Consider the following 15038-nt stretch of genomic DNA (forward strand, 5'->3'; position numbering starts at 1 on the left):
TCGGCTCACCCCCAGGAGACTCACGCCCATGGACACCCCGGCTGCCATCCGCCACCCCCTGATTCACCAGCAGCGCTTCCTGGTCACCGAGATGAACTTCCAGCTCGGCAAGATCCCCGCGCCGATCCGCATCCGCTGCTATCGCGAGGCCGGCAGCGAGCGCGTCACCTGCGAGCAGAGCCACTACCTGCAGACGCCGCTGCAGGCCGAGCCCTCCTTCGAGAACAGCGACGACCACCCCAGCGTTGACGAGGCCCTCGCCGCCATCACCGACGAGATGGTGGTCCAGTACCAGCAGGCGGAGCAGGCCGGCCACCGCCCGAGTGACGACTGGCTGCTGCCGAGCCGCGACTTCGACTGAGCGCGAGCCCGGCATGACTTGCATCAAGAGCACTCTCTGCCGGCCCGCCTAGACTGGACCCAGGTTCCCTCGATGGAGTGAGCGGGTCATGTCGATCATCCCCTCGGCCGCCCTGGCCCTCCTGTTGACCCTCGCCGCCCCGGCGGCCCTTGCCGAGCGCGCGTCTGCCGAGGGCGACCCCGACCGGGGTGCCGAGCTGGCCTCGCTTTGTACCGGCTGCCACGGCCACGATGGCCGCAGCAACATCTCCCGCTATCCCAGCATCGCCGGCCTCGACCCCGAGGTGTTCACGGCCGGCATGCAGGCGCTCCAGGCCGGCGAGCGCGGCCACCTGCTCAAGCGCATGACCCGCAGCCTGAGCGAGCAGGAGATCGCCGACCTGGCGGCCTACTTCACCACTCTGGAGTAGGGGCGCCGGCAGCCGGGCACCGCGTCGGCATCAACCACCGCGCGCCGGGGTGCTACCATCATGGCCTCGCCCCGAGGAGCCCGCCGATGCCCAAGCCCATCCCGCCCGCCGCCGTGCTGCTGGCCACCCTGATGACCACCGCCAGCGCCAGCGCCGCCATCTACAACACCGTCGATGCCGAGACCCACGGCCAGTGGCAGTCGCTGACCCTGACGCTGGGCGAGGAGCGCCACTATCGTGCCCTGGAGGGCAGCAGCTACAGCGACTCCCTGTTCAGCGTCAACGTCACCCCCGGGGCCTGCGAACGGCCCTGGCTGGAGCTGCGCGTGGACCTGGGCGAGCGCCAGCCGGAGAGCCGGGTGGTCAACCGCGTGCCCGCCGACCTGCGGGTGGACCACGAGACGATCCACGGCGGCGAGGCGGAGTTCATCACCGAGCGCGGTGACAGCGGCTTCTACGTGCAGCTCTTCCTCGAGGAGCAGGCGCTGCTGCTGGAGGAGATGGCCAGCGGCGAGACCCTTCGCTTGCGCCTGATGCGCGGCGAGGACGATCCCTGGTTCATGGTGTTCTCCCTGGAGGGTGCCGCCGAGGCCATGGCCCGCGCCCGGCAGCAGTGCCTGGACGACCTCGGCTGAAAGACACGCGCGAGGCGAAAACGACGGCGCCCCGCCCTCCTTTCGGAGGGCGGGGCGCCTGCCTCGGGCCCGGGGACGGCTAGAAGCGGGTGGTCAGGTTGGCCCAGACGATGCGGCCCGGCTCGTTGACCGGCTGGGCGGAGGCCCCCAGGTCGGCGCTGCCGTTCTGGATATGCTCGGCGTAGGTGCGACCGAAGAGGTTGTCGACCCCAAGGGTCAGGGTGGTATTGCCGAACAGCTCACGGCCGCCATAGGCGGAAACGGTGGCGAATCCAGGGGTTTCCCTGGTATCCAGGCTGTAGATGGTGCCCTGCCCCTCGGCGATGCGGTCCTGGCGAGCCACGCCGCGCAGCAGCACGCCGCCGAAGTAGGCATTCCGGGCATAGTCGAGGCCCAGGGTTGCCTCCAGCGGCGGGGTCTGGGCCAGCGGGCGATCCTCGCTGGTGTTGTTGCTGCGCACCCAGGCCAGGGTCGAGGTCAGGCCCCAGCTGTCGGTGAGCCGCAGGCGCATATCGGCCTCGAGGCCATAGGTCCTGGCATCCACGTTATCAGCACTCCGGCCCCCTTCGGTGACCAAAATGTAGTCGTCATACCAGCCATGGAAGAGCGACAGGTTGGCGCTGAGCCTGTCGCCGTGCCAGCTGGCCCCGGTATCCAGCTGAGTCAGGGTCTCGGTCTCCAGGTCGAAGACCCGACGGCGCTCCCAGAAGTCCCCGGCACGCTCGGCGCGCCCCACCCCGGCGAAGAGACTCAGCGGCTGGGGCTCCAGGGCGTACTCGTAGCGGGCGAAGCCGCTCCACAGGGTCGAGCGTGAGGTTTCTCCCCGTTTTGCTCCGCCGAAGCCTTCGAGGCGGGCAAAGCCGTCGGCGCTGCGCGCCTCGGCCTCGCTGCGATCCACGCGCAGGCCCAGGGTGATCCAGCTGCGTTCGGAGAGCTCCTGCTCAACCTCGGTGAAGACGCCGTAGTCCTTGAAGCGCGCCACCTCCTGGCGCGGCAGGTCGCGGTAGGCGAAGGCCTGCATGCCGCCGGCACTCCGGAAACGGTGCTCGTTCTCGGCATAGTCCATCCCCACCGCCATCCGAGTGGCGGGCGCCAGCTCCAGCTCGGCGGCCAGGCGCCCGCCCAGGGTACGGCGGTCCGGGTTCTGTACCATCGGCATGCCCGGCGGCTGGCGCAGGGTGTAGTTGTCCATCACGTGGTCGACGTCGTTGTAGTAGAGCTGCAGCTCCACCTCGTCGAGCCAGGGGGTGATGTCCCGGCGGCTGGCGGTCAGGGTATAGCCGGTACGGTCGAACTCGGTGCCGTCCATTCCCCGGTCGTCGTAGGCCGCCTCGGCGTCGCTGCGGTCGAAGGCAAGCTCGATGCGCGTATCGGGGTCGGGGGTCCAGCCGACGATGGCGGTACCGCTCCAGCGGTTGTAGCTCGAGTGCACCTCCTCGCCGTCCCCGTCCTCGTAGTTGTCCTGGTCGGAGAGGGTGCCGATCAGGCGCACATAGCCCTCCCGATTGCCGGCGGTGATATCGCCCACCAGATCGAAGCGGTCGTTGCTGCCCAGGGTGGTACTGGCGAAGCCCTCCACGGTGGACTCGCTCAGCTCGGGCTTGTCGCGCTCGAAGCGCACCACCCCGGCCGGAGCCACGCCGTAGCGCACGCTCTGGGGCCCCTTGATCACCTCGACCCGGTCATAGGCCTGGGGGAAGATATAGGCGGTTGGCGGGTCCATGCGCCCCCCGCAGCCCCCTAGAATATTGGCGCCATCAGCCAGGATATTGAGCCGCGAGCCGCCCAGGCCGCGCAGCTCGGGATCGCCGCTGGTGCCCCCCTTGCGGCTGACGCTGAAGCCGGGGACCGACTTGAGGAAGGCGCCACCGTCGGCGGCGGGCAGCGGCAGCTGCGGCGTGCGGGCAGCGGTGGAGACCCGGTAGGGGTCGGTCATGGCCGGCGCGGTGATCACCATGGTCGACATGGCGGGCTCGGCGGCGGCGGCCTGCCAGGCGGCCAGCGAGACGGCGGCCGCCAGGCCGGTGCGGAGAAAGCGAGAGGCGTGCGACATCAATCCTGTTCCCTGAGGTTCCTGTAGACACGGCTTAATGAGCAATTAATGTGCCATCGCGCCTCTTCCACGCGCGGCAGGGGTCAGGAGGAGGAGACATCGCCCGCCGGGCACCTCTGGGAGGGGCATTTGGCCCACCGGCTGTGGCATATGCCACAGCCGGCCGCCCCGCCCGGGTCGACATCCGGCTCCCCGAGGCGTCGCTGCGCAGCCGCCACGCAGCCCGCCGGGCCCGGGTGGGCGGCGTGGCGGACAAAAGAAAGCCCCCTGAAAAGGGGGCGAAGCACGTCAACGAAACGGTACCTAGCCTATGCACCTTCCGTGCCAGGATCGGAGGCATAACCCTATATCGAGCTCTCCTGTTGATGCATGGCACCCCGCCATATATCGCCTCCTCGCCCCGAGGACCTGCCGCGGCCAGTGCGATAGAATCAGGGCCAACTCAGGACTCACACCCGGTAAGCCGAAGCGTTCAGGAGACCCTTGCCGATGCCGGCCGAATGGACCGTGGCCTTCCTGCTGGGACTGCTCAGCAGCACCCACTGCCTGGGGATGTGCGGCGGCATCGCCGGGGCCCTCACCTTCAGCCTCTCCCCCGAGGTTCGCCGCCAGCCCCGCTGGCTGATGGCCTTCAACCTGGCCTACAACCTGGGCCGGATCACCAGCTACGTGGTGGCCGGGGTGCTGGTGGCCGCCAGCGCCGGCTGGCTGATGGGCCTGGTGGGCACGCCGGACCGCCTGGTCATGGGCAGTCTGGGCATGCTCTTCCTGGTGGCCGTGGGGCTGCATATCGCCGGCTGGTTTCCCCGTTTTTCGCGCATCGAGTCGCTGGGGCGGCCGCTATGGCGGCGCCTGGAGCCGCTGGGGCGTCGGCTGCTGCCGGTGCGGCGCCTGACGCAGGCCTGGGGATTCGGGCTGGTCTGGGGCTGGCTGCCCTGCGGGCTGGTCTACTCGGCGCTGCTCTACGGGATGACCACGGAGAGCGCCCTGCGCGGCGGGCTCTTCATGCTCTTTTTCGGGCTGGGCACCCTGCCCATGCTGTTCACGGTGGGGGTGATGGCGAGCCGCGTAGCCGCCACCCTGCGCCATCCCGCTATCCGCCGGCTGGCCGGGCTGGCCATCATCGCCCTGGCCCCCGTGCCGCTGCTGATCACCCAGTGGGGAGTGTCATGACGCAAGCCCAGGAGCACAAGATGCTCGCCGCCGAGCTTATCGGCGAGTCACCCGCCTTGCAGAGCGTGGTGCGCTCTGCTCGCCTGGTGGCCGCCACCGACGCCACGGTGCTGATTCTCGGCGAGAGCGGCACCGGCAAGGAGCTGATGGCGCGCCTGGTACACCGCGAGAGTCGCCGCGCCGGGGCCCCCTGGGTCACGCTCAACTGCGCCGCCATTCCGGTGGACCTCGTCGAGTCGGAGCTCTTCGGCCACCGCCGCGGGGCCTTTACCGGCGCCCAGGCCGACAAGCGCGGCCGGGTCCAGCAGGCCCACGGCGGCACCCTCTTCCTGGACGAGGTCGCCGAGTTGCCCCTGGCGGCCCAGGGCAAGCTGCTGCGCTTCCTGGAAAACGGCGAGTGTCAGGCCCTGGGAGCGGACCGGGCCGAGCGGGTAGACGTGCGCATTCTTGCCGCTACCCATCAGGACCTGCGCGCCCGGGTGGAAGCCGGCACCTTCCGCGCCGACCTCTTCTACCGGCTTCACGTGATCCCCCTGGAGCTGCCACCCCTGCGCGAGCGGGACGGCGACGTGCCGCTGCTGGTCAAGCGCTTCTGCCGCGAGCTGGCGGGTCGCCACGGCGTGGAGGCTCCCACCTTCACCCCGGCGCTGCTCAGGCGCCTGGCCGCCTATCCCTGGCCGGGCAATGTCCGCGAGCTGCGCAACCTGGTGGAGCGCTGCGTGGTCCTGCTGCACGGCCAGACCCTGACGCCGGAGAGCCTCCCCGAGGGGTGGCTGGCGCCCCTGGCAACGCCGGCAACCGGCGGAGGCTGGCAGCTGCCTTCCTGCGGCCTGAGCCTGGAGGCGCTGGAGATCGAGCTGATTCGTCAGGCACTGGCCCAGACCGGGGGCAACCGCACCCGGGCCGCCGACCTGCTGGGGCTGACCCGGGATACCCTCCTCTACCGCATGAAGAAGCACACCATCGCCTGAGAGGGCGGCTCAGTGGCCGATCATCTCGCGCAGCCCCTCCGGCAGCTCGAGCTCGGTGTCGGCCGGCAGCGCCTCGATGGCATCGGCATACCAGGTCATGCCCTCCTTCACCTTGCCCGTCATGGTGAAGCGGATCCGCTCGCCCTCGGCAAGCCCGGGGGCCGCGTCGTCCTCGGCCAGGCGCAGGTTCATGCGCATGGCACGCATCACCCCGGGGATCTCCTCGTGGGCCACGCTGATGCGGTGCGCCTCGGCGTCATAGCCCAGATAGATGCCACGCACCTCATGGCGGGACTCCGTCATCTCCCCCTGGGCATGGCCGTGGTGGCTGTGGTGGCCGTGATCGGACGCCTGGGCCTGGGTGACGGCTCCCGCCAGCAGGGCGGCGGCCAGTAGAACGGTAGGCTTCATCTCGTTACTCCTCGCTATCAGCGGATCAGGGTGTCAACGCATAAAGGGGCCGCCCCTAAGGGCGGCCCCAGGTAGGGCATGATGGCGACCGCGACTACGGCTGGCCGGAGAGCCGCCGGTTATCCAGATACTCCACGGTCAGGTACTCCTCGAAGGTCCACAGCCGCACGAAGCGGTCTCGCTGCTGCTCATCGCCGCCCCAGGCGGTGAAGGCCAGCGGGGTAGCCGGCATGCCCTCGGCAAGCTGCTCCAGCCACCACTCGGCCATCTCCTCCCCCCATGGCTGGCCGTACTCGGCCGTCAGCCGTTCCTTGACCGCGGGGTGATCGTCCACCTCGGGATGGAAGGCCACCACCAGCGCCAGCTGCTCACTGCCCGCGGGGAAGACATAGCGCAGGTCGGTCTCCACCGCAGGGTCGCCGCCCAGGCGGCCATCGATCAGCAGGTCGCCGTCGGCGGTCTGCTCCTCGCTGACGTCGGTCACGCCATCCTCGATCAGGCGCTCGCGCACCTCGTCGGGCGACATGCCGAACTCGGCGCTGCCGTAGCCGGTGATGGTCGGGGCGGCCAGGGCCGCCCCGGCGACCAGCAGCAGGGCCGGCGCCAGGGCGCCGATCCAGCCGCGGAGTTGCCTCGCTTGATTCATTCCACCTCCTTCTTTCAGCGCTCGATGCGCATGGCGTTGATCTCGACCATCTCCTCGTCCACCTCCTCGGCACCGAACATCAGGCCGTGCTGCCAGGAGACATGGTGGAAGCGAGAGGAGGCATGATCATCGTGAAGCGCAAAGTTGATGTTGTACTTGCCGTCCAGGGAGAGCGGCTTGTCGCCCTGCTGACCGGTGCGCAGGGCGCGGGTCATATAGGCGGTCCAGATACCGTCCTCCTTGCCGGCGCTGAACACCACCGCCTCGCTCTCGTCGAAGTGGCGCTGCTCGAGGATATAGCCGGACTCGGTGCGCTCGCTGCCGCTCTTGAAGCGCGCCATGTCCAGGTAGACCCCGCCGCCGAACAGCTCGTCGATCTCCTCCTGCTCCTTGAGCTTGTCCCAGCCGCCGCGGGCGGCGCCGCGACGACCGCGCACCTCGATCTCGGTCCGGCTCTCGGAGAGGTACTTGGTCACGCCCTCCATCAGCGCCAGGCGCTCGGCCAGCTCGCTCTGCTCCAGGGCCTCCTGGTCGGGGGCATCGGGCATATAGGTAGAGTCGTGGTGGCAGCTGGCCCAGCAGCCGCCGCGGTCGGCCATGTCGACGCGGTCATCGGCGAAGCTGACGGTCAGCTTGATCTCGTTCTCCGGGTCCATCATGCCGCCATCGACGAAGGGCAGCGGCGCATGCTCGGCGTCTTCCCACTGGAAGCGCATGTAGAGATAGTCGTCGTCGAAGGCGGTCTGCACCGTCATCGGGATATGGCCGCGCTTGTCGCCCAGGTCATAGGTCTCGATCTTCTCGGCACTGGTTGCCAGGGCGCCGATATCGGCCTCCTCGCCGGCGTGACACCAGATGCAGCGATCGCCGAAGCTGAAGGCGCGACCGCCGCCGTGCTCGCTACCGTCCTGGATCCACTCGATGGAGGCCTGGCCCGGCATGAAGAGGGTCACGTCCAGCACCGGCACCTCATCCCAGGCCAGGGTGGAGGCGATATCGCCTTCGGCGGCCACGGCCTCGCCCAGCTCCTCGGCCTCCAGCGGCATTGCCGGCTCGCCGCGCTCGGCAAGATCGGTCTCCGGCTCGTCGTGCTCGAAGCGGGCGGCCCACACCTCGGACTCGTCCCAGGCCTCGGGCAGCTCGTGGGCGATGCCCTGGTGGCACTCGATGCAGGTCTGGCCCTGCTCGAAGGCGCGGGCGTGTTCACGAGAGGCGCGGGCCGGCTGCTGCTCCAGGTCCATGGCGGACCAGTCGTGACAGTTGCGGCACTCGCGAGAGTCGGTGCGCAGCATGGAGCGCCAGACGTTCTCGGCCAGCTGCAGGCGCTTGCCCTCGAACTTCTCCTTGGTGTTGATGGTCCCCAGCATCCAGTGCCATACCTCGCGGCTGGCCTCGATCTTGCGGATCATCTTGGGCCCCCAGGCGTCGGGCACGTGGCAGTCGGAGCAGGTGGCCCCGACGCCCGACTTGTTGTGGTAGTGGGGGCGGTCCTTGTACTCCTCGTAGACCCAGCTCATCTCGTGGCAGGCGGAGCTGCAGAACTTCATGTTGTTGGTGGCTTCCATCACCGTGTTGAAGCCTCCCCAGAAGAGGATACCGGCGACGAAGAAGACCGCCACGGCCCCCAGCGACGCCCCCATGATCGTGAACTTGCGCCAGTTGCGCAGTCGCTCCCTCAGCATGTCAATCTCCCGAAAATGTCATGACAGCAGATGCCTGCTCTCGAGATGCCTTGCTTTCGTTATGGTGTCCGGCCCCTTGCCCAGCCACTCCGACTGCCTGTTTCCGGAACGACACGAATGGCTGGAAAAGGAGCCGGAGCGCCCAGGGGCGCTCCGGCGGATCGGCTTAGCCGTGCTTGTACTTCGCCTTGCGGTTGTAGACGTTGAACTTGCCGGTCGGCGTGTAGAGGTTCTCGACCCGAGCCTTCTCCTCCATGGTCTTGTCATCGAAGATCACGATGGCGCCGTCCTCCTGGTGGCCGCGGCCGCGGGCCCAGATGGAGACCCACACCTCTTCGCCGGACTGGTCGTACTCGAAGTGCAGGGCAACGGCATCATGCTCGGCGGGACGGTCGGCAACGTGAATCGGCGTCAGCTCACGCGTCTCCTTGTTCATGACCTGGATCCACTGGTTGACGTCGGCCTCCGGGTGCATGGACTGGTCGATCCAGACGTGCGGAGAGTTCGGGTGGCTGCGCAGGAAGAGCCCCGGGCCGTCGGTCTCGACGATGTCGCAGATCTGCCAGGCGTGTTCCGGATAGTTCTCCGGATCGGTGCCCCAGAAGGACATGCGGCCTTCACCCAGATGGGTGGTACCAGCCACCGGACCACACTCCGGGTCTACCCAGTTGGCGCCCGGCCCCGGGTGCGGAATCGCACCGGTATCGAGCAGGCTGACGAGCTTGCGCTCCACGGTATCGACGAAGGCCATCCGATTGCTGAAGTTGGCCGCGATCATGAAGTAGCGACCGGTGGAGTCGAAGAAGCCGTCGTGCAGGAACTCGGCAGACTCGATCTTGTCGATGCGCAGGTTCTCGAGGTCGCTGTAGTCGACCTGCCAGATCATCCCGGTCTCCTTGACGTTGACCAGGAAGGAGGGCGCCATGGGCGTGTCATAGAGTGCCGCCACCCGGGCCTCATGGACATACTCACCCTTGGTGTTGTAGCCGCGGGTGGAGACGACCTTGAGCGGCTCCATGGTGTGGGCGTCGGCGATCACGAAGTGGGGGGGCCAGTAGCCGCCACCGATGACGTACTTGTTCTCCCACTCGCCGTACTTGGACACCGCCACGTCACGAGCGTCGATACCGATGAACACCTCGGCGGTCACCTGGGGCGGATCCATCCAGAGGTCGATCTTGGAGAGGCGGCCGTCACGGCCCTGGACGTACCAGAAGCGGCCGTCGGAGCTGGACTTGGCCACGTGCACGGCGTAGCCGGTCTCGGCCTCGGTGACGAGCTGCTTGGTGTCGCCGTCGATGATGCCCATGGCGCCACGGTCACGCAGGATGGTGACCATGAAGTTTTCCCAGTTGAGGTCGTGCTGGGGCGAATCCGGCCACTCCTCTTCCGGCACGATAATCTTCCAGGTCTCGCGGATATCGGCGAGCGACATCTCCGGCGGCTCTTCCGGAGGCTGCTGGATGTACTTGGAGATCAGGGTGATCTCCTCGGGATCCAGGATACCGTCGAAGTTGTTCATACCGCCTTCGGTGCCCAGAGTGATGATGCTCTCCAGACGACGCTGACCCATGCCGATGGTGTCTTCCGGCAGCAGGCCGGGGCCGGTCGCGCCACCGCGAAGGGTGCCGTGACAGCCGGCGCAGCGCTGGAAGTAGATGTTACCGGCGCGGTCCATCTCCTCGGCGGTCATCTCCGGTGCATCAGCCTGCACGCCGCCCGCCATCATGGCGGCCAGCGGGAAGCTGAGGGCGAAGATTCCCTTGCTCAGTGCTTTCTTGTGCATAACGTGCCTCGCTCTGTTTCCCCGTGGGGTAAGGTCTGGAAGGAGTCTCACAAGGCCCGGGCCTGCAGCCAGTCAAACCCGGTGACACCCTCCACCTGCGTATAAGTAGTAGCAGCTTTACCTCTTTGCTCACTTGACCACTGTCAAGTGGCAAACCGTCGCGTTGACTTATGTCATGGGAGGCGACGAAAGGAAGTGGGAGACCCGCGTGCCATTGAGACCAGGACAGGCCGGCAGGGGACGCGACTCTCCCCCGCGGACCAGCAGGCGCAGCGCCGGCAGGTCCTCGAGATGGACGCAGTTGCGCTCGCAGCGCACGCCGAACGAACGCAGGCGCGCCAGGGCCCGGGAAAAGCTCTCGGGCTTCATGCCCAGGCGCCCGGCGATCAGCATCTTGTCGCAGGGCAGACAGACGGTGGTGCGAACAGCGTCATCGGGGCAGAGGGAGAGCAGGAAGGCCGCCAGCCGCTGGTGGGTCGACTGGTTGGTGAGCTGATCGATCTGCAGCACCAGGGAGCGCAGCATGCCGGTGAGGTTGGCCAGCAGGTTGAGGGTCAGGTCGCGATGCTCGAACAGGGTGTCCAGGAAGGGCTCGGCCGGGAAGATCATCAGCCGGGCCTCCTCGGCGACGCTGGCGTTCACCGGAAAGCCCTGGCGATCGAACATCGCCGCCTCGGCGAAGGACTCCCCCCGGGTGAAGAGCCCCACCAGGCACTCGCTGCCGTCGGGGCTGTCGCGGAAGAGCTTCACCCAGCCGTCGAGCACCACGTAGAAGCGATCGGCGGGCTCACCCTCGGCAAAGAGGCGGGTGCCGCGAGCGCAGCAGCGCTCATGGGCCCCCCTGGCCAGCAGCCCCAGGGTTTCCTCGGAAAGACCGGCGAAGAGCGGCACCTGGCGCACCGTCCGCAGGGTCTCCCGGCTGAAGCGATAGGTCATCTCGGCCTCCTCGCTGGCGCCATCAGGGCTGCTGCAGCTGCATCAGGTTGCCGCGGATCACCTCGGCCTCGGCGGTGCCTTCCGGCAGCACCGCCAGCAGGCGCTCCCAGTAGGCGCGCGCCTCGTCATGGGCGCCGACCTGATAGGCCCGGGTACCGGCCAGCCAGAGCCCCTGGGCGTGCTCGGGGTCGATGGCCAGCGCCTGCTCGATGAGCGCCGCAGGCTCCCCCTCCAGGCTGCCTTCAATTTCCGCCAGCACGTCGGCGTAGCGAATCAGCACCTCGGGGTCGCGGTCGCCGCCGTGGCGCAGCGCCTCGCGCAGCGCGCGCCCCGCCGCCTCGAACTCGTCGAGGAAGGTGAGGGTGCGCCCCAGCAGCACCCAGCCCTGAAGGTCATCGGGGTTCTGGGCCAGGCGCGCCTGGAGCCCCTCTACCAGGCGACTGAACTCGCGCACCATCTCCTCGTCGCTGGGCTCCTCCTGGACCAGGGGGGGCATGGCCTGACCCGCCGGGGCTCGGGCGGCGAACACCTCCTCGCTGTAGCCCACCGAGAGGTAGGTGCCGATCGCCAGGAAGGGCAGCAGCGCCATGCTGGCCACCGCCGCGACCTGAGCCAGGCGACGCTGCCGGCGAGTGTCGCTGCCGGCGCCGACGGCGTCCTCCAGCACGCCGCTGTCGAGCAGCTCGCGCTCCAGGTCGGCCAGGGCACGGGCGTGGCGCTCGGCCGTCAGGGTGCCGCTGGCCAGGTCCTGGTCGAGCTCGGCCACCCGGTCGCGGTGTACGGCCAGCAGCACCTCGCGACGCTCCGGCGACTCGACGCCGCGGGGCTCGCGCAGCAGCGGTATCAGCACGAAGGCCAGGGCCAGCACGCAGAGGCCCAGGGCCAGCAGCAGAAAGACGCCATTCATCTCGTCGGACCTCCGGGGTCAGTCGCCACGGCGCAGGCGCTCCAGCGCCGCACGCTCCTGGTCGGTGAATTCGGGTTCATCATCGAGGCGGCTGCGCCGGCGCATCACCTGCCACCAGACCAGCAGGCCGCCGCCGAACAGCAGGAAGGGGCTCGCCCAGAGCAGCGCCGTATTGGCCTGCAGCGGCGGCCGATAGCGCACATAGTCGCCATAGCGAGCCACCATGAAATCGACGATGGCCTCGGCGGTCATGCCGTCCCGGGTCATCTGATAGACGCGGCGGCGCATGTCGGCGGCGAGCTCGGCGTTGGACTCGTGGATCGTCTCGCTCTGGCACACCGTGCAGCGCAGCTCCCGGGTCAGGGTCTCGTACTGCTGGCGCTGGGCCTCGCTGTCGAAGTCAAGCGGCTCGCCGATGGCCGTGGCCAGGGCGATGCCGGGCGAAAGCGCCAGGGCCAGCAGCATCAGCAGGCCTGCCATCCAGCGGCTCATGTCGTCCTCCCCGCCGGTTCGGCTGCCCGGCGCTGTTCGGCTCTCAGTTTTTCAATCAGGGGCAGCACCTCGTCGAGCAGCAGCTGGCGGGAGAGCGGGCCGATGCGCTTGTAGCGAATCACCCCTTCGGCATCCAGCACATAGGTCTCGGGGGTGGCGTAGACGCCCCAGTCGATGCCGGCATCCCCCGCGGGGTCGTAGGCGATGGTGCGGTAGGGGCTATCGGTCATCTCCAGATAGCGCAGCGCGGCGTCGCGCTCGTCCCGGTAGTTGAAGGCGTGGATGGGGATGCCGCCCCGGGCCAGCTCCATCAGCAGAGGCTTCTCCTGGCGGCAGGTGCTGCACCAGGTGGCCCAGACATTGACCAGGGCCACCTCGCCGATGAAGTCCTGCTCGGTCAGGAGCACCTCGGGATCCTCCAGGGACTCCAGCATGAAGGCCGGCGCCGGCTGGCCCACCAGGGGCGAGGGCAGGTCCCGGGAGTTGAGCCCCAGGCCCAGCAGCAGCAGGCCGAGCAGGGCCGTGACGGCCACCAGCGGAATCAGCAGCTTGAGCTTCATGAGGCGGTCACCTCCCGGCCGATGCCCGGCTTGGCCGCCGCCTCGCGCTCGCGGCGGCGGGCCAGCCGATAGCGCTTGTCACAGGCCGCCAGCAGGCCGCCCAGGGCGAGCAGGATGGCGCCGCTCCACATCCAGGCCATGTAGGGCTTGTAGTAGAGCCGGAAGCTCCAGGCGTCCCCCACCAGCCGCTCGCCCAGGGAGACATAGACGTCGCGGGTCGCCGCGCGATGCAGCGAGGCCTGGTGCATGGGGTTCTGGGGCTGGGTGTCGTAGTAGCGGCGCTGGGGCAGCAGGGTGGCCACCGCCCGGCCGTCGCGGGTCACCGCAACCACCGCCTGGTCAGCGTCATAGTTGGGGCCACGCACCTCCTCCAGGCGCAGCAGGGTGAAGTCGAAGCCCGCCGCCGAGGTGGTCTGGCCGGGCTCCATGCGCACGTCGCGCTCCACCTCGTAGGTGTTGACCATGGCGATGGCGATCACCACCATCGCCAGGCCCAGGTGGGCCAGGTGCATGCCCACGAAGCTCGGGCGCATGACCCGGCGCAGGCGCCTTGTCAGCGGCTGGCGTGAGCTGCCCAGGCGCTTATGGATATCGAGCAGCGCGGTAAGGATGATCCAGCTGCCCAGCATCAGCGAGAGCGCGGTCAGCGGGCGCCAGGCGCCCATGGTCAGCGGCCAGAGGCCGCCGGCCACGACGCTTGCCAGCAGCACCCAGCGCAGCTGGCGCACTACCTCGGCGGGGCTGGACTGCTTCCACATCACCGTAGGGCCGAGGCCCACCAGCAGCAGCAGTGGCAGCATCAGCGGCGCAAACACCGCATCGAAGTAGGGGGGGCCCACCGAGATCTTGCCCAGGCCGAAGGCGTCGAGCACCAGGGGGTAGAGGGTGCCGATAAAGACCGCTACGCAGGCCACGGTAAGCAGTACGTTGTTGGCCAGCAGCAGCGACTCCCTGGAGAACCAGTGGAAGCCGCCGCCGAGGCCGACCCGGGGCGCCCGCCAGGCGTAGAGGGTCAGCGAGCCCAGCAGGGTGGCCGCCAGCATGGCCAGCAGGAAGACGCCGCGATCCGGGTCGGTGGCGAAGGCGTGCACCGAGGTGATCACCCCGGAGCGCACGATGAAGGCCGCCAGCACCACCAGCGCGAAGGTGATGATGGCCAGCATCAGGGTCCACACCTTGAAGCCGCCGCGCTTCTCGGTCACCGCCAGGGAGTGGAGCAGCGCCGTGGCGGTGAGCCAGGGCAGGAAGGAGGCGTTCTCCACCGGATCCCAGAACCACCAGCCGCCCCAGCCCAGCTCGTAGTAGGCCCACCAGGAGCCCATGGCGATCCCCAGGGTGAGAAAGACCCAGGCGACGATGGTCCAGGGGCGCGACCAGCGCGCCCAGGCGGCGTCCAGGCGCCCCCCCATCAGCGCCGCCATGGCCAGGGCGAAGACCACCGCGGTGCCCACATAGCCCATGTAGAGCAGCGGCGGGTGCAGGATCATCCCCGGGTCCTGGAGCAGCGGATTCATGCCGCGGCCATCCATGGGACCGGGCACGATGCGGTCGAAGGGGTTGGAGGTGAAGACCGTGAAGGCGATGAAGGCCACCGACACCATGCCCATCACCGCCAGCACCCGGGCCAGCATCTCCCGGGGCAGCGAGCGGCTGAAGCGGGCCACCGCCACGCCCCAGGCGCCGAGGATGGCCACCCAGAGCAGCAGCGACCCCTCGTGGCCGCCCCACACCGCGGTGATCTTGTACATCAGCGGCTGGCTCAGCGCCGAGTGGCTGGCCAAGTAGCGCACGCTGAAGTCGCTGACCACGAAGGCCCAGGTCAGGACGCCGTAGGCGATCGCCAGGAAGACGAACTGGCCGCTGGCCAGGAAGCGCCCCGTGCGCATCAGCCTGAGGCTGCCGGTCTGGGCGCCCACCAGCGGCAGCACGCTCTGCAGCAGCGCCAGGCAGAGCGCCAGGATCAGCGCGAAGTTACCGAGTTCCGCCACCATATCTGCTGCACCCTCCCGCCGCTGG

At 68.6% G+C, this 15038-nt stretch carries 15 protein-coding genes; 5 read left to right on the forward strand and 10 right to left on the reverse strand.

All coding sequences use genetic code 11. The features are described 5' to 3' along the window. Window positions 1-28 precede the first annotated feature (28 nt). From NHL60_RS18815 to NHL60_RS18825, 3 genes are all read left to right on the forward strand, one after another. On the forward strand, window positions 29-361 hold the full coding sequence (locus tag NHL60_RS18815; RefSeq protein ID WP_253447011.1) for a hypothetical protein: 333 nt from the start codon (window positions 29-31) through the stop codon (window positions 359-361). 88 nt (window positions 362-449) lie between these two features. Beyond that, a complete protein-coding gene (locus NHL60_RS18820; protein ID WP_253447014.1) occupies window positions 450-770 on the forward strand; it encodes a c-type cytochrome in 321 nt (106 codons plus the stop codon). An 86-nt stretch (window positions 771-856) separates the two neighbouring features. Next, window positions 857-1405: a hypothetical protein gene (locus NHL60_RS18825; protein WP_253447017.1), complete on the forward strand. Its 549-nt coding sequence runs from the start codon at window positions 857-859 to the stop codon at window positions 1403-1405. A gap of 79 nt (window positions 1406-1484) precedes the next feature. Here the strand turns inward: NHL60_RS18825 and NHL60_RS18830 are convergent, their stop codons facing one another. Beyond that, a complete protein-coding gene (locus NHL60_RS18830) occupies window positions 1485-3458 on the reverse strand; it encodes a TonB-dependent copper receptor (protein WP_253447020.1) in 1974 nt (657 codons plus the stop codon). A gap of 489 nt (window positions 3459-3947) precedes the next feature. On the opposite strand from NHL60_RS18830, the gene NHL60_RS18835 reads away from it, so the two are divergent. Together NHL60_RS18835 and NHL60_RS18840 are read left to right on the forward strand one after the other, a co-directional pair. Further along, window positions 3948-4631, forward strand: coding sequence for a sulfite exporter TauE/SafE family protein (locus NHL60_RS18835; protein WP_253447023.1), 684 nt, complete (start codon window positions 3948-3950; stop codon window positions 4629-4631). Continuing rightward, entirely contained in the window at window positions 4628-5602 is a 975-nt protein-coding gene (locus tag NHL60_RS18840) for a sigma-54-dependent Fis family transcriptional regulator (RefSeq protein WP_253447026.1), read from the forward strand. Before NHL60_RS18835 ends, NHL60_RS18840 begins: the two co-directional genes overlap by 4 nt. 9 nt (window positions 5603-5611) lie before the next feature. Here NHL60_RS18840 and NHL60_RS18845 read toward each other — a convergent pair whose 3' ends face one another. The 9 genes from NHL60_RS18845 to NHL60_RS18885 all read right to left on the reverse strand — a co-directional run bounded on the left by NHL60_RS18845 (window position 5612) and on the right by NHL60_RS18885 (window position 15013). Next, entirely contained in the window at window positions 5612-6013 is a 402-nt protein-coding gene (locus NHL60_RS18845) for a copper-binding protein (protein ID WP_253447029.1), read from the reverse strand. Window positions 6014-6107: 94 nt separating this feature from the next. After that, a complete protein-coding gene (locus NHL60_RS18850) occupies window positions 6108-6659 on the reverse strand; it encodes a hypothetical protein (RefSeq protein ID WP_253447032.1) in 552 nt (183 codons plus the stop codon). Window positions 6660-6673: 14 nt separating this feature from the next. Then, entirely contained in the window at window positions 6674-8341 is a 1668-nt protein-coding gene (locus NHL60_RS18855) for a NapC/NirT family cytochrome c (protein ID WP_253447035.1), read from the reverse strand. A 166-nt stretch (window positions 8342-8507) separates the two neighbouring features. Further along, window positions 8508-10127: a cytochrome D1 domain-containing protein gene (locus NHL60_RS18860; protein WP_253447039.1), complete on the reverse strand. Its 1620-nt coding sequence runs from the start codon at window positions 10125-10127 to the stop codon at window positions 8508-8510. A gap of 168 nt (window positions 10128-10295) precedes the next feature. After that, the gene (locus NHL60_RS18865) at window positions 10296-11063 is read right to left on the reverse strand and encodes a Crp/Fnr family transcriptional regulator (RefSeq protein WP_253447042.1); all 768 of its coding nucleotides are present in this window, start codon (window positions 11061-11063) and stop codon (window positions 10296-10298) included. 22 nt (window positions 11064-11085) lie between these two features. Continuing rightward, window positions 11086-11970 (reverse strand): c-type cytochrome biogenesis protein CcmI, encoded by an 885-nt coding sequence (gene ccmI / locus NHL60_RS18870; protein WP_253447045.1) that lies wholly within the window; start codon window positions 11968-11970, stop codon window positions 11086-11088. An 18-nt stretch (window positions 11971-11988) separates the two neighbouring features. After that, window positions 11989-12462 (reverse strand): cytochrome c-type biogenesis protein, encoded by a 474-nt coding sequence (locus NHL60_RS18875; RefSeq protein WP_253447049.1) that lies wholly within the window; start codon window positions 12460-12462, stop codon window positions 11989-11991. Beyond that, window positions 12459-13022 carry a DsbE family thiol:disulfide interchange protein gene (locus NHL60_RS18880; RefSeq protein WP_253447052.1) on the reverse strand — a complete coding sequence of 188 codons (564 nt, stop codon included), beginning with the start codon at window positions 13020-13022 and terminating at the stop codon, window positions 12459-12461. Before NHL60_RS18880 ends, NHL60_RS18875 begins: the two co-directional genes overlap by 4 nt. Then, window positions 13019-15013 (reverse strand): heme lyase CcmF/NrfE family subunit, encoded by a 1995-nt coding sequence (locus tag NHL60_RS18885; protein ID WP_253447055.1) that lies wholly within the window; start codon window positions 15011-15013, stop codon window positions 13019-13021. Before NHL60_RS18885 ends, NHL60_RS18880 begins: the two co-directional genes overlap by 4 nt. Window positions 15014-15038: the final 25 nt, after the last annotated feature.

It is taken from the genome of Halomonas sp. Y3 (assembly GCF_024137965.1).
GTDB lineage: Bacteria > Pseudomonadota > Gammaproteobacteria > Pseudomonadales > Halomonadaceae > Halomonas > Halomonas mongoliensis.